Raw genomic sequence first — 26137 nt, forward strand, 5'->3', positions numbered from 1 at the left:
CAATCCCGAACCCCGCCACCGGAGCCGCCCCTTGGTAGCCGAAATCGCTGCACGTGACCGCCTGCAGCCTTCGCTGCTCGATCGTCTGACCGACGATGAGCCCGGCAACCTGCAAGAAGCCAATGACAAACGCGTGCTGTCGCTGAACCAGCTGAAGGCCTCGGTACTGCGCGACCTCACCTGGCTGCTCAACACCACATCGCTGCTCGATGCCGCCACCACGCTGAACACCCCGGCAGGCACCTCGGTGGTCAATTACGGGCTGCCGGCACTGGCGGGTAACAGCGCCTCGAACATCGATATCAGTGCACTGGAGAGCATCATTTACCAGGTCATCGCCACCTTCGAGCCACGCATCCTGCGCAACAGTCTGCGAGTTCGCGCCCAGGTCGCGGCGGGGGAAATGAACAACAATGCCCTGAGCTTCGAGATCGAAGGCGACCTCTGGGCCCAGCCGGCGGCGCTGCCATTGTTGCTGCGCACGGACCTTGACCTGGAATCCGGGCATGTCCGGGTTGCCCCTGCCGAGCGCCGGAGACGTTCATGAACCCGCGCCTGCTCGAGCTGTATAACCAGGAACTGCAGCACATCCGCGAAAGCGCGGCAGAATTTGCCCGGGAATACCCGAAGATCGCCGGGCGCCTGACCCTGTCCGGCATCGACTGCGCCGACCCTTATGTCGAGCGCCTGCTCGAAGGTTTTGCCTACCTGACAGCCAGGGTCCAGCTCAAGCTCGATGCCGAGTACCCGACCTTCACCCACAACCTGCTGGAAATCGCCTACCCGCACTACCTGGCACCGACGCCATCGATGACCGTGGTGCAGATGCAGGCCGACCCGGACGAAGGCTCGCTCAGTGCCGGTTTCACCCTGCCGCGTGGCACTGTGCTGCGCGCCACCCTTGGCCGTGACTCACAAACACCGTGCGAATTTCGCAGCGCGCATCCGGTTACCTTGTGGCCACTGCAAGTCGCCCAGGCCGAATACTTCGGCAACCCCGCAGCCAGCCTCGGGCGCCTTGCCGCCAGCGAGCCGAAAGCTCGCGCCGGGTTGCGTATCACCTTGCGTACCGGCGCTGAGCTGGCATTCAACAGCCTTGGCCTGAGTAGCCTGCCGCTGTACCTGAACGGTGCCGATGAACTGCCGTTCCGCCTGTACGAGCAGCTGCTGGGCAACGCTTGCGCGGTGTTCGCCCGTCAGCCGGGTCGCGACTGGGTCGAGCGCATTCCGCTGTCAGCCTTGCGCCCCTATGGCTTCGATGACCGCGAAGCGGCGCTGCCGGTAGTCCCGCAGGCGTTTCAGGGTTACCGCCTGCTGCAGGAATACTTTGCCCTGCCGCAGCGCTTCCTGTTCGTCGAATTCGCCGAGCTCGATCGCGCAGTGAAACGCTGCGACGGTCAGGAGCTGGAACTGATCGTACTGTTCGAGCGCTACGACCATACCCTGGAAGGCAGCGTCGGTGCCGAGCAGTTCGTGCCCTTCTGTACCCCGGCGATCAACCTGTTCCCGCGTCGGGTCGACCGTATTCACCTGAGCGAGCGGGTCAACGAACACCATGTGATCGCCGACCGCACCCGGCCGACCGACTTCGAAATCCATTCGCTGAGCAGCGTGACCGGCCACGGCACCGGCCCCGACCAAAGCTTCCTGCCCTTCTATGCGGTGCGCGACCCCTCGCGCTATGGTCGTGACCAGGCTTACTACATCGTCCGCCGTGAGCCGCGCATGCTGTCCAGCGAGCAACGCCGTAACGGCACCCGCTCGACCTACATGGGCAGCGAAACCTTCATCAGCCTGGTCGATGGCCAGCAGGCTCCCCATCGCCACGACCTGCGCCAGTTGGGCGTCAGCGCCCTGTGCACCAACCGCGACTTGCCGCTGTTCATGAACGTTGGCGACGGCCGCAGCGATTTCACCCTGGCCGACAGCGCGCCGGTAGCGGCCATTCGCTGCCTGGCCGGGCCGAGCCGGCCGCGCGCCAGCCACGCCCATGACAACAAGGCATGGCGCCTGATCAGCCAACTGTCGCTGAACTACCTGTCGCTGACCGAACAGGGCCAGGGCCCGGCCGCCTTGCGTGAGCTGTTGCGCCTGTATGGCGACAGCCATGACGCCGCCCTGCAGTTGCAGATCGACGGCCTGCGCGAGGTCAGCAGCAAGGCGTGCACACGACGCCTGCCGATGCCCGGGCCGATCGTCTTTGGCCGTGGCCTGGAAATCACCCTGGAGTTCGATGAGAACGCCTTCCGCGGCACCGGCGTGTTCCTGCTGGGTGCGGTGTTCGAGCGTTTCCTGGCACGTTACGTGTCGATCAACAGCTTTACCGAAACGGTGCTCCGTACCACCGAACGCGGCGAGATCATGCGATGGAAAGCCAAGCCCGGACGCCGTCCGACCCTGTGAATATCTTGAGCCAGATGCAGGCCGCGCCCTGGAAGCATGATTTCTTCCAGGCCCTGCGCCGGCTTGAGTGCCAATCGCCGCAGTTGCCACGCTTCGGCCATTCGCTGCGCCTGGTCGATGACCCTGTTCGCCTTGGCCAGCAGCTCGATTGTGCGTTTGCACCGGCGACCCTGGCGGCGCTGACACCGGCCAGCGATCAGGGCCCGGCGCGCCTGGAGCAGTTTTTCTTCGGCCTGGGCGGCCCCAACGGCCCGTTGCCTTTGCACCTGACCGAATACATGCGCGAGCGCCAGCGCAACAACGCCGACAGCACCAGCAAACGCTTTCTCGATGTGTTTCACCATCGCCTGTTGAGCCTGTTCTATCGCGCCTGGGCCGAGGCACGGCCGACCGTCAGCCATGACCGTCCCGATGAGGACTACTGGGCTGCTCGCCTGGCCGCCCTGAGTGGGCGCGGCACCCCGGCGCTACGCGATCAGGGACCGTTGCCGGACAACGCCAAACTGCACTACAGCGGCCACCTCTCAGCCCAGACCCGCTACCCCGATGGCTTGCGCGGCATTCTCGGGACGTACTTCGGCGTGCCGGTGAGCATCGAGGAATATGTCGGCCAATGGTTGCAGTTGCCCGAGCGCAGCCGCCTGGGCGCGAGCGCCAACCAGTTGGGGGTGGACCTGTGCCTGGGCAGCCACGTCTGGGACCGCCAGCACAAATTTCGCATCTGCCTGGGGCCGCTGAGCCTGGACCAGTACCTGTCGCTGTTGCCCGACGGCGCTGCCTTTGCCGAACTGGTGGCCTGGGTCGCCGAGCACCAGGGGCATGAGCTGGACTGGGACCTGCAGCTGATTCTGCAACAGGACGAAATTCCCGCCCTGCAACTCAACACTGGCCGGCGCCTGGGTTTCGATACCTGGCTCGGCCGCCCGCAACACGATGCCCGCGACCTGACACTGGCTCGGTACTACGCCGAGCAGACAAGCGCATCGCAATCCACAAGGAGTCCGGAACATGGGTGAAATCAGCCGCGCCGCGCTGTTCGGCAAGCTCAACAGCGTCGCTTACAAGGCCATCGAAGCCGCCACGGTGTTCTGCAAGTTGCGGGGCAACCCCTATGTGGAACTGGCCCACTGGTTCCATCAACTGTTGCAACTACAGGATTCGGACCTGCACCGCATCATCCGCCAGTTCAACCTTGAGCCGGCGCGCCTGGCCCGCGAACTGACCGATGCCCTGGACCGCCTGCCGCGCGGCTCGACCTCGATCACCGACCTGTCGTCCCACGTCGAAGAGGCGGTGGAGCGTGGCTGGGTATACGGCAGCCTGATGTTCGGCGAAAGCCAGGTGCGCACCGGCCACCTGGTGCTGGGCATCCTCAAGACCCCGAGCCTGCGCAATGCCTTGCTCAGCCTGTCGTCGGAGTTCGCCAAGATCAAGGTCGAAGCCCTCAGCGAGCGCTTTGATGAGTACGTCGGCGATTCGCCAGAAAACGCCCTGGGCGCCAGCGACGGTTTCAATGCCGGCGCCGTGCCGGGCGAAGCCAGCGGCGCCATGGCCCCCAGCGCCCTGGGCAAGCAGGAAGCGCTCAAGCGCTTTACCGTCGACCTCACTGAACAAGCACGCAGCGGCAAGCTTGATCCGATTGTCGGCCGCGATGAAGAGATCCGCCAACTGGTGGATATCCTCATGCGCCGCCGGCAGAACAATCCGATCCTCACCGGCGAGGCCGGGGTAGGTAAAACCGCGGTGGTCGAAGGCTTTGCCCTGCGGATCGTTGCCGGCGATGTCCCGCCATCGCTCAAGGACGTCGAACTGCGCAGCCTGGACGTCGGCCTGCTGCAGGCCGGGGCGAGCATGAAAGGCGAGTTCGAACAGCGCCTGCGCCAGGTCATCGAAGACGTGCAGGCCTCGCCGAAACCGATCATCCTGTTCATCGACGAGGCCCATACCCTGGTCGGTGCCGGCGGCGCAGCTGGCACCGGTGATGCCGCCAACCTGCTCAAGCCAGCCCTGGCTCGCGGCAGCCTGCGCACTGTGGCCGCCACCACCTGGGCCGAGTACAAGAAACACATCGAGAAAGACCCGGCCCTGACCCGCCGCTTCCAGGTGGTGCAAGTTGCCGAACCGAGCGAAGACAAAGCCCTGCTGATGATGCGTGGCGTGGCCTCGACCATGGAACAGCACCATCAGGTGCAGATCCTCGATGAAGCCCTGGAAGCCTCGGTCAAGCTTTCCCACCGCTACATTCCTGCACGGCAGTTGCCGGACAAGTCCGTCAGCCTGCTCGACACCGCTTGCGCCCGCGTCGCCATCAGCCTGCACGCCGTACCGGCAGAAGTGGACGACAGCCGCCGACGTATCGAGGCGCTGGACACCGAGCTGCAGATCATCGCCCGGGAACAGGCGATCGGTATCGCCATCGGCAACCGCCAGCAACAGGCGCACACCCTGCTGGCTGCCGAGCGCGAGCGCCTGCTCGAACTGGAAAGCCGCTGGGCCGAAGAGAAAACCCTGGTCGACGAACTGCTGGCCACCCGCGCGCAGTTGCGCGAAAACGTCGGCGAAGTCGACCGCGATACAGGCAGCGCACAAAGCCATGAGCTGCGCGAAACACTGCTCGACCTGCAGCAACGCCTGAGCGACCTGCAAGGTGAAAGCCCGCTGATCCTGCCGACCGTCGACTACCAGGCGGTGGCCTCGGTGGTTGCCGACTGGACCGGCATTCCGGTTGGGCGCATGGCCCGCAACGAGCTGGAAACCGTGCTCAAGCTCGACCAGCACCTGGCCAAGCGCATCATTGGCCAGGACCATGCCCTGCAGATGATCGCCAAGCGCATCCAGACTTCGCGCGCCGGCCTCGACAACCCCAACAAGCCAATCGGTGTGTTCATGCTTGCTGGCACCTCCGGGGTGGGCAAGACCGAAACCGCCCTGGCCCTGGCCGAAGCCATGTACGGCGGTGAGCAGAACGTCATCACCATCAACATGAGCGAGTTCCAGGAAGCCCATACCGTCTCGACCCTCAAGGGCGCCCCGCCTGGCTATGTCGGCTACGGCGAAGGTGGCGTGCTGACCGAGGCGGTGCGACGCAAGCCCTACAGCGTGGTGCTACTGGACGAGGTGGAAAAAGCCCACCCGGACGTGCACGAAATCTTCTTCCAGGTGTTCGACAAGGGCGTCATGGAAGACGGCGAAGGCCGGGTTATCGACTTCAAGAACACCCTGATCCTGCTCACCACCAACGCCGGTACCGAGCTGATTTCCCAGGTGTGCAAGGATCCGCACAACATTCCGCAACCCGAGGCCATCGCCACTGCCCTGCGCCAACCGTTGCTGGAGATCTTCCCGCCAGCGTTGCTCGGACGCCTGGTGACCATCCCCTACTACCCGCTCAGCGACGACATGCTCAAGGCCATTACCCGCCTGCAGCTCGAACGCATCCGCAAGCGCGTGCAAGGCACCCACAAGGTCGCTTTCGATTACGACGACGAGGTGGTCGAGCTGATCGTCTCGCGCTGCAGCGAGACCGAAAGCGGCGGGCGGATGATTGACGCGATCCTGACCAACAGCCTGCTGCCGGACATGAGCCGCGAGTTCCTCACCCGCATGCTCGAAGGCAAAGCCCTGACTGGGGTGCGCATCAGCCGCCGCGACAACGACCTGCACTACCACTTCAGCGACGCGCCGTGATGGCGAGTTCAACGAGATAGACGATGCTATTCAAGCAATTCACCCGACTGGCGCAGATCAACAGCCCCCTGGGCCCGGATGCGCTGATCCTGGCGGAAATGGGCGGCGGCGAAGAGCTGGGGCGGCTGTTCGATTACGAATTGCAGCTGACCTCGGACAACTCGGCAATCGACCTCAACCAACTGCTGGGCAAGCCCATGAGCTTGAGCCTGGAGCTGGGCCTGGGCCGTTCGCGGTACTTTCATGGCATCGTTTCGCGCTGCAGCCAGAGCATCGACCGCGGCCAGTTCGCCAGTTACCGGGTGACCTTGCGGCCGTGGCTGTGGTTGCTGAGCAAGACGACCGACTGCCGCATCTTCCAGAACCAGACCATCCCGCAGATCATCAAGCAGGTGTTTCGCGACCTGGGGTTTTCCGACTTCGAAGACAGCCTCAGCCGGCCTTACCGCGAGTGGGAATACTGCGTGCAGTACCGCGAAACCAGCTTCGACTTCGTCAGCCGGCTGATGGAGCAGGAAGGTATCTACTACTACTTCCGCCATGAAAAGGACCGCCACGTGCTGGTCCTGGCCGATGCCTATGGCGCCCACCAGGTGGTGCCCGGTTACGAGTCGGTGCCGTACTTTCCGCCCGATGGCCAGCACCGCGAGCGTGATCACCTCAACGACTGGCACCTGGCCCAGGAGGTGCAATCCGGCTCGCTGGAGCTCAACGACTACGACTTCCAGCGCCCCAGCGCACGCATCGACGTGCGCTCACAAATGCCGCGGCCGCACACCGCAGGCGATTATCCGCTGTACGACTACCCCGGCACCTACGTGCAGAGCGAGGACGGCGAGCACTACGCCCGCACCCGCATCGAGGCGCTGCAAAGCCTGCATGAACGCATCGAACTGCGCGGCAACGCCCGGGGCCTCGCGGCAGGCAACCTGTTCAGCATGAGCGGCTTCAGCCGCCAGGACCAGAACCGCGAATACCTGATCGTCGGCGCCCGTTACTACATTGTCCAGGAGCGCCTGGAAACCGGCGGCGGTGGCGGCAACGCCCAGTTCGAAAGCAACCTCAGTTGCATCGACGGGCAGCAAAGCTTTCGCCCCCTGGCCAGTACCCTGCGCCCCCAGGTCAGGGGCCCGCAGACGGCAATCGTGGTCGGCCCGGCCGGTGAAGAGATCTGGACCGACCAGTATGGTCGGGTCAAGGTGCACTTCTACTGGGACCGTCATGACCAGTCCAACGAAAACAGCTCGTGCTGGATTCGCGTATCCCAGGCCTGGGCCGGCAAGAACTGGGGCTCGATGCAGATCCCGCGTATCGGCCAGGAAGTGATTGTCAGCTTTCTGGAAGGTGACCCGGACCGCCCGATCATCACCGGGCGGGTGTACAACGCCGAGCAGACCGTGCCTTACGACCTGCCGGCCAATGCCACCCAGAGCGGGATGAAAAGCCGTTCGAGCAAGGGCGGCACGCCTGCGAACTTCAACGAAATTCGCATGGAAGACAAGAAGGGCGCCGAGCAGCTGTACATCCATGCAGAGCGCAACCAGGACATCGCCGTCGAGAACGACGAGAGCCACTGGGTAGGGCACAACCGCAACAAGGTGGTGGACTTCAGCGAGGTGGCGACCATCGGCGAAGACCGCATTCGCGCGGTCAAGCGCGATGACATCCTGCTGGTGGGTTCGACCAAGACCGACAGCATCAGCCGCAGCTACCTGATCGAGGTCGGCGAGAACCTGCGCCTGGTCTGCGGCAAAAGCGTGCTTGAGCTCAACGCCAGCGGCCAGATCAACCTCACCGGCGTGCAGTTCAACCTCAACGCCGAAGGCAACGCCCAGTTCAACACCGGCGGCACCCTTGACCTGAACATCGGCGGCGCCCCCGGCGCCACAGCGGACGGGCAAGGCGTCAAAGGCACCATCGATGGTGCCGTGGAAGCGATCTTCCCCAAGCCCAAAGCCAGCCAATAACGAGATCCCTGCGTCATGACTTATCGCCTCAACGAATTCCAGTTTGCCTTGCCCGACGCTCAGGTGCAGGACACGACGATCAACATCCTGCGCTTTGCCGAGCTGGGTACTTCGCTGATCGTCAGCCGCAGCCTGCTGGCTGACGGCGAAACCCTGCAGAGCAATTTCGACGGCCAACTCGAACGTCTGCAGCAGCAGGTCAAGGACCTGCGCTTTCAACCCGGCCAGGCCGTGCGCCTGGGCGTCGATCAGTCGGTGGAGGGTATCGAGCTGCGTAGCCAGTTCAGCAAGGGCAATGAAAAGGTCTACCAGTACCAGCTAGCCCTGGTGCTGCCAGGTACCCGCAAGATGTTCGCCCTGAGTTACGTCAAGGGCCAGCCACTGGGCGATGCAGAAGCTGCGCACTGGGCGGCAATCAAGCAATCGCTGAACTTCGACGCCACGGCCTGATGAGCACCTTGCATGTCTGACGCTCTATGGGCCGCCCGCCAAGGCGATGCGCTGATGCACACCTCGATGATGGCCGACATCGTCAGCGGCGTGCTGGAAGTCGCGGCCAACGTCGCCATCGGCATCGTCGCTACCGCAGCGGTGACCGCAGCGCTGGGCCTGACCGTAGTGACCGGCGGCCTGGGCTGTTTCGTGCTTGGCGCAGTGGTCGGGATCGTGGTTGGCGTGGCCATGAGCAAGACCGGAGCCGACAAAGGCTTGAGCAGTTTATGCGAGGGCATCGGCAACGCCCTGTTCCCACCCTCGGTGCAGGCCAATATCCTCACCGGTTCGAAGAATACCCACACCAATGGCAAGCCGGCCGCCCGCGCTGCTGGCGTCATCGTTGCAGCCGCAGCGCCCGCAGGCAGTGATGCCGCTCAGCCGCCTGGCGAAGAGGAAGAAGAAAGTTTCCTGGACATGGCCAAGGGCTTTTTCTCGCAGATGTGGCGGCCAACGGTCACCAGCCCAGCGCCCAACACCGAGCCTGCCGACGACGACAAGATCCTCTGCAGCAAGCACCCGCCCATGCCGCCGCAGTACCTGGCCGAAGGCTCGAGCAAGGTCACCATCAACGGCCACCCGGCCTGTCGCAGTGGTGATCGCAGCACCTGCGAGGCAGTGATCGTCGACGCCGGGCTGATCTCCAACAACGTGCGCATTGGCGGCGGCTCGATCGTGGTCCGCGAGATTCGCAGCGGCAAGACCCCGGGCATCGGCCTGGCGATTACCGCGTTGATGATGCTGCGCGGGCGTGGCGGCAAGTTCTACAGCAAGTTCGGTTGCATGGCGATTGGTGGTATAGCCAGCGCGATCACCAGCCAGGTGAGCGGGGCAATAACCAATGCCATCGCCGGCTCACCCAACCCGGTACATGTGCCCACCGGGGCGAAGATCCTCGGTGGTGAAGAAGAGTTCGACTTCAGCCTGCCAGGGCTGATCCCGTTGGACTGGCAGCGCTATTACAACAGCCGTGACGAGCGCCGTGATGGCCTGTTCGGTGCTGGCTGGAGCGTTGATTACGAAGTCTTCGTGGCCATTGAGGCCCACCCCGAAGGCGGCGAGCGCCTGCTGTTCACCGACGAACAGGCACGTGTGATCGACATGGGCGACATCCCCCGGGGTGAGGCGGTGTTCAGCGCTGGCGAAGGCCTGAGCGTACGCCGCGCCCTCAATGGCGAGCTCCTGATCGAAAGCGCCGACGGCCTCTACCGCCTGTTCCAGCCTACCCCGAGCAACCCGCAGCGCCTGCGCCTGACACAGTTGGGCGACCGCAACGACAATCGCCTTTACCTGGACTACGACGCCAGTGGCCGCCTGTACACACTGCGCGACACCTTCGACCAGGTCCGTGTACAGCTGATCTACAGTGCCCAATGGCCGGGACGGGTCAGCCAGATCGAACGCCTTTATAGCGACGATTCGAGCGAGCGGCTGGCCAGCTACAGCTACGACAACGCGGGCGATCTTGCCGAAGTACGCGATGCCAATGACCAGGTGCAACGGCGCTTCGCCTATGACCAGGGCCGGCGCATGGTCGAGCACCAATTGCCAGGCGGCCTGCGCTGTTTCTATGAGTGGCTGTGGACTGCCGATGACTGGCGCGTGGCCCGGCACTGGACCGACGAGGGTGACGAGTACCGTTTCGACTATGACATCGAAGCGGGTATCACCCGGGTCACCGACGGCTTGCAACGGGTCAGCAGCCGTCACTGGAATCCGCAGTACCAGATCACCGAGTACACCGACGCCCTTGGCCAGACCTGGCACTTCCAGTGGAACGACGAACGCCAGTTGCTGGCCGCTACCGACCCGCAAGGCGGGCAATGGCAATACCACTACGACGAGTCCGGCAACCTCAGCCAAAGCATCGACCCGCTGGGCCGCAGCGAATCAACCCTGTGGCTGCAACACTGGTCGCTGCCCCGGGTACAGACCGACAAGGCCGGCAATCGCTGGCGCTACCGCTACGACCAGCGTGGCAACTGCAGCAGCACGACCGACCCACAGGGCAACATTACCCGCTACCGCTATGACGAACGCGGCCAGGTGGTGGAGATTATCGATGCAGCGGGCAAGCACAAGCACCTGCGCTGGAACGAGCAGGGCCTGCTGGTTGAACAGGTCGATTGCTCAGGGTATCCAACCCGCCTGAGCTATGACCGGCGCGGGCATCTGCAGGCCGTTACCGACGCACTCGGCGAGCGCACCGAGTACCAGTACGATGCCCAAGGCAAGCTGTTTGCCACGCAAATGCCGGACGGGCGCAGCGAGCACTACCAGCTTGAACGCGATGGCCAGCTCAATAGCTATACCGACCCCGCCGGGCACACAACCCGCTACCGCTACAACCGTCGCGGCCAGGTCCAACAACGTATCGACCCCCATGGCCGGCTGGTGCAGTTCAGCTATGACGCCTATGGTCGCCTGCAAACCCTGAGCAACGAGAACGGCGAAAGCTACAGGTTCAGCTGGGACCTGCTCGATCGTCTGATCGAGCAGCAGGATCTGGACGGCAGCATCAAACGCTATGCCTACGGAGCGCTGGACAGTATCAGCCGCCTGGCGTTTGTCCCTGCACCGTCGGCGGACGCCCCAGCCCTGCCGCCCATCATCCACCAGTTCAGTCACGATGCCGCTGGCCGCTTGATCAACAAGCAGACCGACGATGGCCACACGCAGTATCGCTATGACGACGAGGATCAGCTCACGGCGATCAGCTTCACCGACACGGTCGGGGAAACCGAACAACTGGCCTTCGCCTATGACGCGCTTGGCCAACTGCTGGAAGAACATAGCGCCGCTGGTGTGCTACAGCATCACTACGACGAACTCGGCAACCTGAGCCAGACCCAGCTGCCCGATGGCCGCTGGCTCAACCGCCTGTACTACGGCAGCGGTCACCTGCACCAGATCAACCTCGACGGCACGCTGATCAGCGACTTCGAACGCGACCGCCTGCACCGTGAGGTACTGCGCAGCCAGGGCCGCATCAGCACCCGCAGCGAGTACGACCGCAGCGGCCGCTTGCGCTCGCGCCTGCGCCGCCCCGGCCAGCAACCGCCGCAACTGCCGGCCGCCGTGCAGCAACGCTTCGACTTCGATCCGGCCGACAACCTGATCAACCGCTTCCAGCAACAACCTGGCAGCCAGCATCAGCAGTTACTGCACTACGATGCCAGCGGTCGAGTCATGGCCAGTCAAGAGGCCAGCCGCGGCCAAAGCGAAGCTTTCGCCTACGACGGCGCCGCCAACTTGCTCGACAGCACCCAGGCCGGCGTGGGCCTGGTTCGCCACAACCGCCTGCTGACCTATCAGGACAAACGCTACCGCTACGACGCCTTTGGCCGCCTGATAGAAAAACGCAGCAGCCGGCGCGGCACCCAGCACTTCAGCTACGACGCCGAGCATCGCCTGATCCAGGTACGCAGCCAGCACGGCGGTCGCGAGCGTGTGCTGAACATGCGCTACGACCCGTTGGGCCGGCGTATCGAGAAGCGTGAGTACGATGACCAGGGCAACCTGCTCGGCCAGACCCGCTTCATCTGGGACGGCCTGCGCCTGTTGCAAGAACACCGGCACAGCCAGACCAGCCTGTACCTGTACGTCGAAGACAGCCATGAACCGCTGGCCCGGGTGGACGGTGTCGGGGCGCACCAGCAAGTGCGCCACTACCACAACGACCTCAACGGCCTGCCCGAACAACTGACCGACACCAGCGGCGAAACTGTCTGGCAGGCGCGTTACCAGGTCTGGGGCAATACCCTGGAGGAAAGGCGAGAAGCGCAGTACATCGAAGAGCAGAACCTGAGGTTCCAGGGCCAGTACCTGGACCGCGAGACCGGGCTGCACTACAACACGTTTCGCTTCTATGATCCGGATATCGGGCGTTTTACCCAGCCCGATCCGATCGGGCTTGAAGGCGGGCTGAACCTATACTATTACGCGCCCAATCCTTTTACCTGGCTCGACCCGTTCGGCCTGACCAGTTGCGGCACGCCGAGAAAGTCCGCGAACCCGTCAAAAGTAGTTAATGACCTTAAAGCGTTTAGCGGTAAACGTTTCCGCTTTGGCAGCAATACGTTCAAACTTGACAAGAGTGGCATGAAGCATATTCTTGAGCGCCATCACCCTAAATACTGGGATGGTTCTGTAAAGGCGCGGCAAAGTTTCCTGTCCCCGAAACTGTCGATCAAAGATGTTTCGAATGTTGTGCGCGATGTCATGCAACAAAACCGAGGCGTGCTGACAAACAAGGGCACCGTAGGTAAGTACCAGATCAGTGGCACTTCGAACGGCGTAGAATATGTGGTCGGATTCAATAACGGCAGAGTAGGACAACTGTATCCCAAATGAAAAATCGAATTACAATTGAAACTTATGTAAAGACGGGTGAACGCTTTATCGACTTCTTCGAGTACGAAGGAGGGTTCAATAGCCAAGACTCCATTGAGGGCGCACTGGTTCTCTCCATCAATGGTACGTCGCTGATCGACAAGAGCATGTTTGATTATGTCGATGACCTGTGGAGTTACTTGTCGGAAGGATTGCAGCACGTCAGTGAGGGTAAAGCATTCAGCTGTTTCTTCCCTGACCAGCCAATCGAAGTCAAACTGACGCCCAGCAAGGGTCGCCTGCAGCTGAGTGTCAATTGCCACCGCGAGGTCTCGGTTACAGTCGATACAGATGAGTTTGTCAGGGTCATGAGTGAACACGCCCGCCAATTTTTTACCCACCTGCAGAAGATTGAACCTGGCGCCAAAGGGACGTGCAGCTATGCCTTGGGGAACCTGGACAAAATTAGTCGGTAAGCCTCGAGGTTATCTAACGCTACAACGGCCCAATTCCTTCGCCGCTGCCGCTGAAGTATCATCCGCACCCCGCTCAAACTCACATGGACGTCCGATGAAATCCGCCGCGCGCCTGCTTCCTGCTGCCCTGTTCGCTGCCTGCCTGCACAGCCCCACCACCGTCGCCGCAGGCTTTGACTGCAGCAAGGCCAGCACCCTGGTGGAAACCGCCATCTGTACCACGCCATCGCTGTCGGCCAAGGACGATAAGCTCAACGAACTCTACAAGCCGCTGAAGGATCGCAAGATCTTCCGTGAACTGGAGAGCTTCTGGCTGCAGGAAGTGCGCAACCGTTGCGAGAAAGCCGACTGCCTGGACGTTGCCTACGATCAACAGATCAAACTGCTGACGCCCGCTCCGGCCGTGACGCCCATCGATCCACAGTCCCTCCAGCCTCTTTCTCGCGAACAGCGCTATACGCAGATCGAAGATGAGCCGTGGCAGCGCTTTGCCCTGGCCACCGTCCCGAACAAGAGCGACGAGCATTTTGTCTATCTGGTGGACGCCGTCACCCTGGATGGCGTGCTGAACGTGGTGCTGTTTGTCGCCGAAAAGCAGGATGAAGAGGCCAGCAATCCGGGCAATATCTACGAGAGCCGTCCTGTCGGCACGCTCTACGAATACTCCGATGCCCGCCCTGGCCTGCACGCGTTCGCCCACGATGTACGCTTCGACGGCTGGAGCAATATCTCCGCCAATGACCAGGGCCAGCGTTACGCCGGGATCATTGACGGCATGTTCTACTACCGACACAAGACCACCGGCGAAGCCCAGCAGAGCATGGCCTATAAGTTGGGCTCCAAGGCCACGCCGCAGCCCTCGACGCAACTGTACGCGGCCCAGTCCAACAGCACGCGCTTCGCCAAGGCGCGGATCAGCGGCGACCTGAACCAGGATAACTCCGGCCTGTTGCTCTACTACCCGCATGTAAAGGGCGACAATCCTTACGACCGGGTGATGGACAAGGACGCCGGCGGCTGGAGCCTGGTAAACCCGACCTGGAACCCGACCCGGCCAGTGCTGTACTTCGACAACAACGGTGGTTTCGCCTGTGTCTGGCGGGTCGACCTGGTCAGCAAGCGCCTGGAGAAAATCGTCCCCGAGCATGAAGCCGTTGCCGCCCGCCCGGTAGACGTCAATGGCCGCGAAGCCATCGTTTATCTGGAAGTCGACCAGTTGATGTTTGCCATCGCGCCTGACCAGTAACAACGCATTCGGCGGTTAATGCAGTTGCGCTGTAGCAACTGCATCGCGGCGCCGCCAGCCAAACCAGGCAATCACCATCACCAGCAATTGCGCGCCCATGATCAGCGGCACACAACCCGTCCAACCCCAACGTGCCCACAACAGCGCCGGCAGCAGCGCCCCGACACTGCCGCCCAGGTAGTAGAACGTCAGGTAGCAACCTACGGCGCCGGCCTTGTTGTGCCTGGCGGTGGTGGTGATGAACGCATTGGCGGCGGCCTGGGCCAGAAACACGCCGGTGGAACTCAGTGCCAGCCCGAGGATGATCCACCACAGGTTGGCAAGTAACGTCAGCAACGACCCCACTAGCCCTAAAACACCCGCGATCACCACCAAATGCGCAGGCGGCCTGGCGCCCGCCAAACGCCCGGCAATTGGCGTAACCACCAGCGCTAGGAGGAACACCGCATACACCGAACCCAGGGCGGCGACACTTAGCTTGAAGGGGGCTGCCAACAGATACAGGCCGACGTAGGTGAAGGTGGCAATCTGTGCAAACAGCACGCAAAAGCCTACCAGGCAGGCAGCCAACAACTGCGGGTTGCCCAGCGTGCTCAGGCGGTTGCCACCCACAGCATCCTCGACCCGCCGCGCCGCGCCAGGCAACAACCAGTGGATACACAAGCCAAGCAGCACCGTCAGCATCGCCAGCAGCACGAAGGCTTCGCGCCAGCCCAGGTATTGAGTGACCAGGCCGGTGACAAAGCGCCCGGCGAAACCGCCGAGAATGGTCCCGGCAACATACAGGCTGGTGACTTCTGTAACCTGCGCGCCCTGCCAGCGCTCGCCGATGTAAGCGACACTGGTGGCAAAGATCACCGGTATCAGCATGCCTTGCACGAAGCGCCAGAGCAGCAGACTGTTGAGGTCCTGGGCGCACGCCAGCATCAAGCCCGGCACACTCAGTAGCATCGACGCCACAACCAGTACCGTCTTCGGGCGCAAGCGTCGCGTCAGCACCCCGACAAAGGGTGCGACCAAGGCCACGGCCAGGGTGGTCGAGGTGATGCTCCAGCTCACTTGCCGGGTGTCTACGGCAAAGCTGCGGGCGAGTTCAGCAAGAATGCCCTGGGTTGCATAGAGCGGTAGGAACGCAGCGCAGCCGCACAGGAACAGGGCGATGCGGGCGGCAGACGAATGCGCTGGCATGGCAAAACTCGTTACAGTAAAGAGCCGTCTTTATAGGGCCAGGTCGTCCCGCCTGGCCAATACCGAATCCCGACCGATTGATACCTCAGGGTGCACCATGCTCGATGTGCGTAAGCTGCGCTATTTCATTGCCGTCGCCGACGACCTGCATTTCGGCCGCGCCGCTGCGCGTCTGCACCTGGCCCAGCCAGCATTGACCCGGCAGATCTCGGCGCTGGAAAGCCAGCTGGGGTTTCGTCTGTTCGAGCGCAGCAGTCGCAGTGTCAACCTGACCTGCGAAGGCCAGCAGTTCCTGCCCTATGCCCGTGGCGTTGTGGAGCAGTTGCTACGCAGCGAGCAGTTCGCCGCCAGGCTGGCTGCCGGGACGGCCGGGCAATTGAGCATCGGCTATGCCAGCTCCGTGGCCTTGAGTGAACGTTTCACCCAGGCCATCCAGCAGTTTTCCCACACCTATCCCGCCGTGCGCCTGACCTTGGTCGAGGAACCCTCCAGTGCGCAGTGGCAGCACATTGCCGAAGGCACTCTGGAAATCGGTCTGAGCCGGCTGTTGCCGCCTCAGGAATTCGACGCGCTGCAGGTTCAGCCCCTGGATCAGGAACCGTTACTGGTGGCCCTGGCCGCAGATGATCCGCTGGCGGCCCTGGAGCGTGTGAGCCTTGCGCAGTTGCAGGCGCATCCGGTAGTGCTGTACAGCGACGAACAGGGTACCGGGCTCAACGATGCCATCGAGCGCCTGTTCCAGCACTGCCAACTCCCCTTGCTGCGCGGCCCGAGGGGACGGCAGATCACCTCGATCATTGCGCTGGTGGCCGCCGGCCAGGGCATCGCCCTGGTGCCGGCCTGTACTCGGGCATTGCACTTGCCCGGTGTGTGCTATCGCCCCTTGAGCGAGGCCGCAGCCAGTATCGACCTGCTCGCCATGAGCCATCGACATCGGCGCTCACCGGCGGCCGATGAATTTCTGCGCATCCTCGCGACTGACCCACGATGCGACGTGGCTGACAGCACAAAAAAAACAACCCCGGCCTAGGCCGGGGTTGCTGGAGACACAAACAGCACTCAGAGAATGCTGATCGGGTACTCGATGAACACGCGGACTTCGTTGCCGTCGTCGTTGATGTCAGCCTGACGCAGGTTGTCAGAAGTACGCAGGAACGAGCTACGCAGTTTGACGGACAGATCCTTGGCCGGGCCTTCCTGAACCACGTACTTGAACTGGTTGAAAATCTCGCGCTCAGTACCTTCGCCCAAGCCACGGGTGTTGATGTTGTCACCACGCACGTAGGCTACTTTGTAGGTCAGGCCCGGTACGCCAAAGGCGCCGAAGTCCAGACCGTAGGCGATCTGCCAGGAACGCTCGTCTTCGTTGTTGAAGTCGGACCAGTAGGAGTTGGCCAGGTAGATGGTCGAACCACCATCACCTACACCACCAGCATTTTGATAACCGCTGTAGTTGTAACCGGTGTCGCCAGTACTGCGCTGATGAGCGAGGGTGACCGAGTGCGGGCCAAACGCGTAAGTCGCGGCCAGGCTCCAGATCGTGTTGTCACGACGGTCGTCAGTGGCGAACTTCTTGTCCAGCTTGGTCTTGTAGCCGTTGAAGTCCAGCGTCAGGGACTGGTCATCGGCGATCGGCTGAACGTAGTTGACGCCCAGGTACTGCTTCTTAAGCACGTCTTCAACATCGGAGCCGTACAGGGAAGCCGACAGGTTGTCGGTGAACTTGTAGCTACCGCCGAAGACGTTGATCGACTTCAGGCCACCGCTGTCACGGCCCTCGGCACTTTTACGCGCTTCCTGGGTGAAACGACCGGCGTTCAGTTCCAGACCCTTGATTTCCTTGGAGGTGATCAGGGTACCGGTGAAGCTTTCTGGCAGCAGGCGACCGTCGTCGTAATTCAGTACTGGCAGTTCCGGCATCTGGTCACCGTACTTCAGTACGGTATTGGAGAGGCGGAATTTGACTGCTGCGCCACCACGGGCCAGGTTGTGCGGGGAGTTTTGCGGGTTATCTTGCGTGTCGCCTTCACCCGGCTTGAAGAAGTCGATACCGCCGCCGCCATTACGGCCCTTGCCGCCGTCCAGACGTACAGCGTACAGACCGAATGCGTCAACACCGACACCCACGGTGCCTTGGGTGTAACCAGAGGAGAACTTGCCGATGAAGGCCTGGCCCCATTCGCTCTGGTCCTTGGCATGGTGCTTCTTGTCGCGGTTGATGAAGGCATTGCGCAGCAGAACGCTGGCTTTGCTGTCTTCCACGAAGCCCTTGGCCTCGGCCTGGTCATTGGCCATAGCCTGAGTCGCTGCCATAAGCCCCAGCGCGATCAGACTGATCCTGGTTTTCAACATTTTATTTTCCTTATTACTTAGTCAAAGACGCTCTGTGACCAAACGCCAAAAACCACGCCCCCTGCGTGGGTTGACGCTCACGGGTCTGAAAATAAAAAGCCCACCTGCGAATGTTCGCAGGGGGCCTTTTTTCTGGACTCTTGGCCGATGGACCTACAGGCGTTGACCGAATCCTATCCGCGTGCGGATCAGCATGTCAAAATTTCGTGAAAAGGAAGTCTTTCCGGCTGCTAGTAGCAGCCATCCGCAGCGCAAACCATTGCGCTTGACGCCTCGGCCTCGGCGCTGAGGTAGAACTCTCGATCCAGCCACTGCACGAAGGCCTCGGGCTTGCCCAGATAGGGGCCGATGTCGATCACCTGCAAGCGCCCTTCGCGCTCCAGCACCAGGGTGGGGAAACCCTGCCCGCCGACATTGGCCAGGAAGGCGCGACTGGCCTGCATATGGCCTTGGGTGTCGACGTCCCGCAACGCGCTGGCAAACGCCTGCTCTGGCAGGCCGAGCTCATCGGCGATGGCCGCAAGGACGGTTACATCGGCAATCCGCCGCCCTTCGACATAGTGCGCGCGCTGCAACCGCGCCAGCAGCTCCAAGCCACGACCTGCCAATTGCTCTGCCGCCAGCACGGCGGCGATTGGCGGCTCCGAGTCGAACAGCGCCTCGTTGTCACGCAGCAAGCCTTCGAAGTAATCGCGACCAAAAGGCTGCCCGGTGTACTCGGCGATGCGCCGGTCGTGGGGCATGACAAAGTCGCGCAAGCTGGCGCAAACCCTCTGCCGGTTGGCCCCGGCCATCATTCCGCCGCCATGCAGCACGATCGGCATCAGGCCGCTGGCTGCCTTGATCAGCGGCTCGGCGCCATAGCACCAGCCGCACAGCGGGTCGAAAACATAGTGAAGCGTGGTTTGCACCGGCATGGATGCCTCCAGGGAAAAGTGATGGCATCAGGGTAGGCCGGATGATGATTGCGAAAAACGCTGCGTGGGTTACAGCTTTGTTGCGAAAAACCACACAAATCAGAGGTGAGACTAAAGACCTATAGACAGAAACATTTAGAAATATACAGCTCGTCGACAAAGTCAGAAACAATTAACGTTAGTAAATGGCAAGCATTATCATTCGCGCAAAATTTTCCCACTCCAATAAATCCCCGGATGTCCGTCATGTTTGCCCCCTGCCGCCTTTCCCCCCTGACCCTGGGCTTGTCGCTGTTTTTCAGCTCAGGCCTGGTTACTGCTGCCACCACCACGTTGCCCGAAGTCTCGGTTACCGCCGAGTCTGATCGCGAGCGCGATGATCCGCGGGTGCGTGAAGTCAGCACCGCAACCCGTACCGCCACACCGGCCCGCTATGTGCCTCAGGCCATCGATTCGGTGAAAACCAGCAACGTAATGGACTACGGCAGCAACGACCTGGGCAAGGCACTCAACGGCATCCCCAACGTCAGCAGCGGCGCCGATACCCGCTTTGACAGCGTGCGCATCCGCGGCTTCGACGCCAGCAACGACTTTTACCTGGACGGTATTCGCGACGACAGCCAATACGTACGCGACCTGCACAACATCGAACGCATCGAAGTGCTCAAGGGCCCCGCCGCCGTACTCTATGGCCGTGGCAGCCAGGGCGGGATCGTCAACCGGGTGAGCAAGCTGCCCGAAGCCGGCCGGCGCTCCAGCATCGAGGCCCAGGGCGGCAGCGAAGACCTGCGCAGCCTGTACGCCGACCTCAGCACCGACCCGACCGACAACATCAGCCTGCGCCTGAACATGGGTAACCAGGACAACAACAGCTTTCGCGACGGTATCGATGGCAGCCGCCAGTTGTTCGCGCCGTCGATGAGCTGGCAGCTGACGCCAGATCTGAACTGGCTGGTGCAGTACGAGTACAGTCGCTACAACCGCACCCCCGATCGCGGCATTCCCAGCGTCAATGGCCGCCCGGCAGACGTTGGCCGCGACACCACCTACGGCGACACCCAGCGCGACTTCATCGACGACAAGGCGCAGTCCCTGCGCTCGCGCCTGAACTACCAGCTCAGCGACAACTGGCAGGTACGTCATACCCTGGGCCTGTTCAAGCTCAACAGCGACTTCGACAACACCTACCTGACCGGCTACAACACCACCACCAAGCAAGTCGCCCGCCAGCGCTGGCAGCAGGACCTGAACACCCGCAACCTGTTCAACAACCTTGAGCTGGAAGGCAACTTCGACACCTTCGGCCTGCAGCACACCCTACTCACCGGCCTTGAGTTCGGCAACCAGCGCCGCGATCCGATTCTTTACACGGCAGCGACCTCGGGCGCCGGCGCTCGCCCGGTACCAGGCCTGGACCTGTACAACCCCAACCATAACCTGCAGCACACCGGCACCATGGTGGTCTCCAGCAACAACCACACCGTGGTCGACAGCCGCGGCCTTTATCTGCAGGACCAACTGCGCCTGAACGATCAGTGGCAAGTGCTGGCCGGCGTGCGTTTCGACCAGTTCGAGGTGGAAACCACCAACAAGGTCCGCGGCATCGCCGAAACACAGGACAGCAACAGCACCAGTCCACGCCTGGGCGTGGTCTATTCACCGTGGAAAGAACACTCGTTCTATGCCTCCTGGAGCAAGACCTTCTCGCCAGTGGGCGGTGGCCTGATCGGCATCACCCCGGGTGCAGCCGGCAACACCAACGAAACCAGCCCGGAGCAGACCCGGCAGAAGGAAATCGGGGTCAAGAGCGACTGGCTCGACGAGCGCCTGAGCACCACCCTGGCGGTCTACGAGCTTGAACTCTACAACCGCCGTACCAGCGACCCGAACAACCCTGGCATCACCCTGCTCTCCGGCCTGCAGCGCTCGCGCGGTGTAGAGCTGACCGCTACGGGCAACATCGTTGGCAACTGGTATGTGCGCGGCGGCATCGGCATTCAGGATGCAACTATTGTCGAGGACAACAACGGCCAGGAAGGCAACCGCGTGAGCAACGTCGCCAAGCGTAACGGCAGCCTGTTCGTGACCTGGAAGCCGGAGATGGGCTGGTACGGTGAAACCGGCCTGACCCTGGTCGGCGAGCGTTACGCCGACAACCAGAACACCGCGCTCCTGCCTGGCTATGGCCGCTGGGATGCCCTGGCCGGTTTCCGCACCAAGGACTGGGACCTGCGCGCGGCGCTCAACAACATCGCCGACAAGACCTACTACAGTTCGGCCACCAGCGCCGGGCAGATCCAGTTCGGTGACCCACGCAGCCTGATCGTCACTGGCACCTACAGCTTCTAAACGCAAACAACGAAAAAGGGCGGCATTGTTCAGACAATGCCGCCCTTTTCATTTCTGTTGCTGAACCACCTAGCGGCTGCCATCACCCAACAGCGCCTCCAGCTCTGCTTCGGTAAGCAGGCCTGTTGGATATCGCGCCAGCAGCGTGCGACGCTGGTCGGCCTTCCTGACCCGGTTTGCTCCATGGTGTTTCAACCACTGCGCTACGCGCTGGAGGGACTCGTGATTCATCGCTGATGGGGGCGAAGCCGGCTCACTTGCTGCATTCATTTTCACACGTACTCCCTGGGGCCGTGAGCGGCAAACCTACTCAAACTTTGTGACAGAACCATGCTGGCCTATCTGTTTGAAATACAATGCAAAACAAATACAAGAGGTGTGCCAGAAGCGCATGCCAGTCGTCGTCCACGCAAAAAAAAACCCGTCAAATGACGGGCTTTTTGCGTACTGCACTTCAGCCCTTGGCGGGCGCCGGTTGCTGCTGGGTCAGGCAATGAATGTTGCCGCCACCCAGAAGCATCTCCCGCCCGGGGATCATCACCACTTCGTGGTCAGGGAACACTCGCGCCAGAATCGCTCTAGCCTCAGCATCTGCAGGGTCGTCGAAGCTTGGTGCGATGATGCCGCCATTGACGATCAGGAAGTTGACGTAGGATCCGGCCAGGCGCACCGATGGGTTGCGCTCCTGGCTGCCGGCCACCGGATCGACCCCGGCGCACTCTTCTTCAGTGGCGAACAGCGGCCCAGGAATCGGCATCTTGTGCACGGTAAAGGCACGACCTTGGGCGTCACGGCTGTTTTCCAGCACCGCCATTGCCGCATGGCAACGCGCATAGTTGGGGTCTTGCGGATCATCGGTCCAGGCCAGTAACACTTCACCTGGGCGAACGTAACAACAGAAGTTGTCGACATGGCCGTCGGTCTCGTCGTTGTACAGGCCATCCGGCAGCCAGATGATGCTGTCCACCGCCAGGTGATCGCGCAGGATCGCTTCGATCTGCTCGCGGCTCAGGTGCGGGTTGCGGTTGTGGTTGAGCAGGCATTCTTCGGTGGTGATCAGCGTGCCTTCACCGTCGACGTGGATCGAGCCACCTTCGAGCACGAAGCCTTCGGTGTGGTAGCGCTGGCAGCGCTCCATCTCCAGTACCTTGCTGGCCAGTTGCTCGTCGCGATTCCACGGCGAGTACAGCCCACCCTCGAAGCCGCCCCAGGCGTTGAAACCCCAATCGACGCCACGTACTTCACCGCTGTCATTGATAACGAAGGTCGGGCCGGTATCGCGAACCCAGGCGTCGTCGTTGCTGATTTCCACCACGCGGACGTTCGGCAGGTCCAGGCGCGCTCGGGCGTTATCGTACTGTGCGGCGGAGACCGCAACGGTCACCGGCTGGAATCGGGCGATGGCCTTGGCCAAGGTTACGTGGGCAGCCTGCACCGGCTTGCCGCCCAGACGCCAGTTGTCCGGGCGCTCGGGCCAGACCATCCAGACCTGGGTTTGTGGTGCCCATTCGGCAGGCATGTGAAAGCCGTCGGCGCGCGGGGTACTGGTGAGAGTTTTCATAAAGGATCCTTGCTGGACTGTCAGGATTGCAGCGCGCCGTCGAGGGTCTTCAGCGGGTCGTACAGATGCGGACGACGGTCACCGAAGGTGCCCCAGGCACTGCGAATGTGCTCAAGTTTATTGAGGTCGAAAGCATGCACCAAGAGAAGTTTATATCCGATAAATATCGACTTTAAAAGCGAACAAATAAAAATAAATCCAACAAAAAGCCGTCTAATCCGATAACAATCGAATTAGACGGCTTTAGCTCAGGTATTACAGGTCTTCCGACAACACCCTATCGATGCTGTCGACGAAGTAGTCGACACTGGCCCGAGTGGTACACATCGGCGGTTTGATCTTGAGAATATTGAGGTAGTCCCCCGTGGGCTGCATGAAGATGCCCAGGTCGCGCAAGCGGTTGCACAACAGGGTGGTCTCGGCGCTCGCCGGCTCAAGCGTGTGGCGATCACGCACCAGTTCCAGCCCAAGGTAGAAACCAGAGCCATGCACAGCGCCTGCCAACGGATGTTTATCGACCAACTGCTGCAGCCGCGCCTTGAAGTAGCCGCCGACTTCCCGGGCGTTCTCCCACAGCCCCTCCTCTTGCATGACATCCAGCACGGCCATGCCGATGCGGCAACTGACCGGGCTGCCGCCGGCGGATGAGAAGAAATAACCCTCCGCCTCCAGCGCTTCGGCGATCTCCCGACGGGTAATCACCGCGCCCAAAGGCTGGCCGTTACCCATGCCCTTGGCCATGGTAATGATGTCCGGCACCACCCCCTGCTCCTCAAATCCCCAGAACCAGGTACCCAACCGCCCGTAGCCGACCTGCACTTCGTCGGCGATGCACACGCCGCCCGCTGCCCGTACCTTTGCGTACGCTTGTTGCAGGTAACCTGGCGGCAGCGAGATGCCACCAGCATTGCCGTACACCGGCTCACAAATGAAGCCGGCCAGTTGCCTTTGCTCAGCAGCCAGTGCGTCGAGCTTGGCATCAACATCGCGCAGATAGTCAGCGCTGCTCTGGGCACCACGGTAAGCACCACGATAGGTGTTGGGCGCAATCACCGGGTGCACCCAGTCCGGCCGGGTGCTCAAGGCCTGCGGGTTATCGGCGATGGAAGTGGAAATCGCATCGGTGGCCACCGACCAGCCGTGGTACGCCTCCAGCACGCTGAGCAGATCGCGCCCGCCGCTGTAGGCCCAGGCCAGACGAATCGCCAGGTCATTGGCTTCGGTGCCGCTGTTGACCAGAAATACCCGGTCCATGCCGCTGGGTGCCAATGCCAGCAAGCGCTCGGAGAACTCGGCGATAGCGGCATAGTGAAAGCGCGAGTTGGTGTTGAGCAGCGACCACTGCCGCGCCGATTCAGCAACCATGCGCGGATGACCGTGGCCCAGTACCGCGACGTTATTGAGCATGTCCAGGTAGGCCCTGCCCTGCATGTCGAACAGGTAATTGCGCCATCCGCGCTCGATATGCGGTGGCTGCTGGTAGTAGTGCTTCTGCGAGCGGGCAAAGCTGGCATCGCGGCGGGCCAGCAGCGCCTGGGCATCTGCCAGCGGTTCGGCGTCGCAGGCAAAGCCGAGGATCGCCTGCGGTGAAGGGCACAGTGCTTGCCAGCCCCGGGCCCGTGAAGGTTCGACAAATGCCGGCGGGTACAGCCCGATCACCCGACACAACTGCACACGCAACACCCCACCGCTGGCACCCAGCGACTGCCCTTTGGCTAACACCTGACCGTCATCAGGGCCTTGGCCCAGGCCGTGCAACCACAGGCTGCATGCCTGCCCTTCCAAGCAACCACTGTCCTCGCCATATTGGCGCCAAGTGCCAGCCCAAGGCACCTGCAACAGCGTTGCAGACGGTAACTGCAGATCCACGTGCAGAGCAAAAGTCGCGGGCTCTGCCGGGTTGTCGATGTGGGTTTGCGACAAACGATACTGGCCAAACAAGGAGCAGGCCGCACCTGACGTTGCAGCCTGCTCGGCCAGCAACCTTTGATCGATGCCGGGCTGCTCCCAGTTCCCGGCCTGGTAATGCTCACTGAGCACTCCCAGATCTACCGTAACCACCTGGGCTGCGAGCGAAGCAGTCAGTAATGGAACGGCGTCTTGCAGCACAAGGGCTGGCAGGTCTTGCCCGGCAGCCTGCAGGATGGCCGCCTCCATCAGCTCGAACGGCACGCTGGTGGCGACATCGAAGATTTCCCACTCATGGGCCAGGTTGTCGCGGCTGTAGACATTGCCCGGATCGACGCTCAGTTGCTGCTCGCCGCTGAGCACCAGCACGGCGGCGCGCGCCACAACCAGAGGCCACAACGCCTTGAGCTCGGCCTCGGTCAACGGATTGAGTGCGTGGTAGGCCTCGACAGCGGGCAGTATCCGCAGCGGATCGCCCTCGGCGTGATGCAACAGCGCAGCACAGGTAACGGACAGCTCGGCGATACGCCAGGTGTGCAGCAGATCGCCGAAGTCGATGAGCCCTTGCAATTGCCACTGGCGTTGCTCGTCACGCAGCCAGACGGCGTTGTCATCGGTGATATCCAGGTGCACGGCCTGCCATGGCAGCGCCGCGATCAGCGGTTGCAAGTGCTCCCGAGCCTGATCAGCGGCGGCCTTGACCCGCGCTTGCCGAGGACTGCTGTCCAGTACCGGCAGTAGATGACCTATCAGCGCCTGGGCATGGCGTGGATCCCACTGCAATGTGCGCTCAAGGCCTGGGTGGATGAAGTCAGCCAGGGCCAGGTCAACTTGCGCACAGAGACGGCCCAACTCCGCAACCAGGCGCGGCTCCATGTGCTTGATCCGGGTCAGCGACCGGCCCTCTATGTAGTCGAGCAGGCGCACGCGCAGAGGCTGGCCGTCGATATTGACATCCAGCAGGTGCTCGCCCGATCGAGCAACCTGCACGGCGGGCACCGGCAGCCCCTGGTCACGCAGGTACCCCAGGGCGGCATGTTGCGCCTCAAGCTCAGCAGCGGCGTAGGCACCATGGCAAACTTTCAACACGAAGCGTCCCTGCGGGGACTGCAGACGGAAGTTTTGGTCTTGCTGGCTGCCCAGCGCATGCAGCGAGCCGTTGAGACCATAATGGTCCTGCAGCAAGGTCGCTGCCTGCTGCGGGCTGACGTCAGGACATGGCTGGCTGGAGCGATGAATCAGGGTGCTGAGCGACATGG

16 protein-coding genes and 1 pseudogene are annotated in these 26137 nt (G+C 62.1%); 11 read left to right on the top strand and 6 right to left on the bottom strand.

Translation table 11 applies throughout. The annotated features are described in order from the left end of the window. Positions 1-31: 31 nt before the first annotated feature. The 9 genes from tssE to M5G17_RS01450 all read left to right on the top strand — a co-directional run bounded on the left by tssE (position 32) and on the right by M5G17_RS01450 (position 14603). Positions 32-547, top strand: coding sequence for a type VI secretion system baseplate subunit TssE (gene tssE / locus M5G17_RS01410; RefSeq protein ID WP_130266720.1), 516 nt, complete (start codon positions 32-34; stop codon positions 545-547). Next, positions 544-2403: a type VI secretion system baseplate subunit TssF gene (gene tssF / locus M5G17_RS01415; RefSeq protein ID WP_273891239.1), complete on the top strand. Its 1860-nt coding sequence runs from the start codon at positions 544-546 to the stop codon at positions 2401-2403. The genes tssE and tssF overlap by 4 nt, the downstream gene beginning before the upstream one ends. Beyond that, positions 2367-3419, top strand: a complete 1053-nt coding sequence (gene tssG, locus M5G17_RS01420; RefSeq protein WP_273891240.1) for a type VI secretion system baseplate subunit TssG — start codon at positions 2367-2369, stop codon at positions 3417-3419. The genes tssF and tssG overlap by 37 nt, the downstream gene beginning before the upstream one ends. Beyond that, complete coding sequence (gene tssH, locus M5G17_RS01425) at positions 3412-6090, top strand: type VI secretion system ATPase TssH (protein ID WP_273891241.1); 2679 nt, start codon at positions 3412-3414, stop codon at positions 6088-6090. Before tssG ends, tssH begins: the two co-directional genes overlap by 8 nt. A 23-nt stretch (positions 6091-6113) precedes the next feature. Continuing rightward, positions 6114-8057, top strand: coding sequence for a type VI secretion system Vgr family protein (locus tag M5G17_RS01430; protein WP_273891242.1), 1944 nt, complete (start codon positions 6114-6116; stop codon positions 8055-8057). Positions 8058-8072: 15 nt separating this feature from the next. Next, positions 8073-8507, top strand: coding sequence for a DcrB-related protein (locus M5G17_RS01435; RefSeq protein WP_273891243.1), 435 nt, complete (start codon positions 8073-8075; stop codon positions 8505-8507). A gap of 12 nt (positions 8508-8519) precedes the next feature. Then, positions 8520-12902: an RHS repeat-associated core domain-containing protein gene (locus M5G17_RS01440; protein WP_273891244.1), complete on the top strand. Its 4383-nt coding sequence runs from the start codon at positions 8520-8522 to the stop codon at positions 12900-12902. After that, positions 12899-13357, top strand: coding sequence for a hypothetical protein (locus M5G17_RS01445; RefSeq protein ID WP_273891245.1), 459 nt, complete (start codon positions 12899-12901; stop codon positions 13355-13357). Before M5G17_RS01440 ends, M5G17_RS01445 begins: the two co-directional genes overlap by 4 nt. Positions 13358-13451: 94 nt before the next feature. Further along, a complete protein-coding gene (locus M5G17_RS01450) occupies positions 13452-14603 on the top strand; it encodes a lysozyme inhibitor LprI family protein (RefSeq protein WP_273891246.1) in 1152 nt (383 codons plus the stop codon). A 15-nt stretch (positions 14604-14618) separates the two neighbouring features. Here the strand turns inward: M5G17_RS01450 and M5G17_RS01455 are convergent, their stop codons facing one another. Next, entirely contained in the window at positions 14619-15791 is a 1173-nt protein-coding gene (locus tag M5G17_RS01455) for an MFS transporter (protein ID WP_273891247.1), read from the bottom strand. 97 nt (positions 15792-15888) lie between these two features. Between M5G17_RS01455 and M5G17_RS01460 the strand changes: the two genes are divergently transcribed. Beyond that, positions 15889-16821, top strand: coding sequence for a LysR family transcriptional regulator (locus M5G17_RS01460; RefSeq protein WP_273891248.1), 933 nt, complete (start codon positions 15889-15891; stop codon positions 16819-16821). 29 nt (positions 16822-16850) lie between these two features. On the opposite strand, the gene M5G17_RS01465 is transcribed toward M5G17_RS01460, so the two are convergent. Together M5G17_RS01465 and M5G17_RS01470 are read right to left on the bottom strand one after the other, a co-directional pair. Continuing rightward, positions 16851-18143: an OprD family porin gene (locus M5G17_RS01465; protein ID WP_273891249.1), complete on the bottom strand. Its 1293-nt coding sequence runs from the start codon at positions 18141-18143 to the stop codon at positions 16851-16853. Positions 18144-18373: 230 nt separating this feature from the next. Next, positions 18374-19060 (bottom strand): DsbA family protein, encoded by a 687-nt coding sequence (locus M5G17_RS01470; protein WP_273891250.1) that lies wholly within the window; start codon positions 19058-19060, stop codon positions 18374-18376. Between the two features lie 246 nt (positions 19061-19306). On the opposite strand from M5G17_RS01470, the gene M5G17_RS01475 reads away from it, so the two are divergent. Further along, complete coding sequence (locus tag M5G17_RS01475) at positions 19307-21409, top strand: TonB-dependent receptor (protein ID WP_273891251.1); 2103 nt, start codon at positions 19307-19309, stop codon at positions 21407-21409. A 454-nt stretch (positions 21410-21863) separates the two neighbouring features. On the opposite strand, the gene aguA is transcribed toward M5G17_RS01475, so the two are convergent. The 3 genes and pseudogenes from aguA to M5G17_RS01495 all read right to left on the bottom strand — a co-directional run bounded on the left by aguA (position 21864) and on the right by M5G17_RS01495 (position 26135). Next, positions 21864-22970, bottom strand: coding sequence for an agmatine deiminase (gene aguA / locus M5G17_RS01485; RefSeq protein ID WP_273891252.1), 1107 nt, complete (start codon positions 22968-22970; stop codon positions 21864-21866). Positions 22971-22990: 20 nt separating this feature from the next. Then, positions 22991-23116: pseudogene (locus tag M5G17_RS01490) on the bottom strand (N-carbamoylputrescine amidase); the annotation flags it as partial. A gap of 109 nt (positions 23117-23225) precedes the next feature. Further along, a complete protein-coding gene (locus tag M5G17_RS01495) occupies positions 23226-26135 on the bottom strand; it encodes an aminotransferase (protein WP_273891253.1) in 2910 nt (969 codons plus the stop codon). Between the last annotated feature and the right edge of the window lie 2 nt (positions 26136-26137).

The organism is Pseudomonas rubra, assembly GCF_028656935.1.
In the GTDB taxonomy this organism is placed as follows: domain Bacteria; phylum Pseudomonadota; class Gammaproteobacteria; order Pseudomonadales; family Pseudomonadaceae; genus Aquipseudomonas; species Aquipseudomonas rubra.

Coding starts and splice junctions, on each gene's coding strand:
- tssF (WP_273891239.1), top strand. CDS start 544: ATGAACCCGCGCCTGCTCGAGCTGTATAACCAGGAACTGCAGCACATC.
- tssG (WP_273891240.1), top strand. CDS start 2,367: ATGGAAAGCCAAGCCCGGACGCCGTCCGACCCTGTGAATATCTTGAGC.
- tssH (WP_273891241.1), top strand. CDS start 3,412: ATGGGTGAAATCAGCCGCGCCGCGCTGTTCGGCAAGCTCAACAGCGTC.
- M5G17_RS01430 (WP_273891242.1), top strand. CDS start 6,114: ATGCTATTCAAGCAATTCACCCGACTGGCGCAGATCAACAGCCCCCTG.
- M5G17_RS01435 (WP_273891243.1), top strand. CDS start 8,073: ATGACTTATCGCCTCAACGAATTCCAGTTTGCCTTGCCCGACGCTCAG.
- M5G17_RS01440 (WP_273891244.1), top strand. CDS start 8,520: ATGTCTGACGCTCTATGGGCCGCCCGCCAAGGCGATGCGCTGATGCAC.
- M5G17_RS01445 (WP_273891245.1), top strand. CDS start 12,899: ATGAAAAATCGAATTACAATTGAAACTTATGTAAAGACGGGTGAACGC.
- M5G17_RS01450 (WP_273891246.1), top strand. CDS start 13,452: ATGAAATCCGCCGCGCGCCTGCTTCCTGCTGCCCTGTTCGCTGCCTGC.
- M5G17_RS01455 (WP_273891247.1), bottom strand. CDS start 15,791: ATGCCAGCGCATTCGTCTGCCGCCCGCATCGCCCTGTTCCTGTGCGGC.
- M5G17_RS01460 (WP_273891248.1), top strand. CDS start 15,889: ATGCTCGATGTGCGTAAGCTGCGCTATTTCATTGCCGTCGCCGACGAC.
- M5G17_RS01465 (WP_273891249.1), bottom strand. CDS start 18,143: ATGTTGAAAACCAGGATCAGTCTGATCGCGCTGGGGCTTATGGCAGCG.
- M5G17_RS01470 (WP_273891250.1), bottom strand. CDS start 19,060: ATGCCGGTGCAAACCACGCTTCACTATGTTTTCGACCCGCTGTGCGGC.
- M5G17_RS01475 (WP_273891251.1), top strand. CDS start 19,307: ATGTTTGCCCCCTGCCGCCTTTCCCCCCTGACCCTGGGCTTGTCGCTG.
- aguA (WP_273891252.1), bottom strand. CDS start 22,970: ATGAAAACTCTCACCAGTACCCCGCGCGCCGACGGCTTTCACATGCCT.
- M5G17_RS01495 (WP_273891253.1), bottom strand. CDS start 26,135: ATGTCGCTCAGCACCCTGATTCATCGCTCCAGCCAGCCATGTCCTGAC.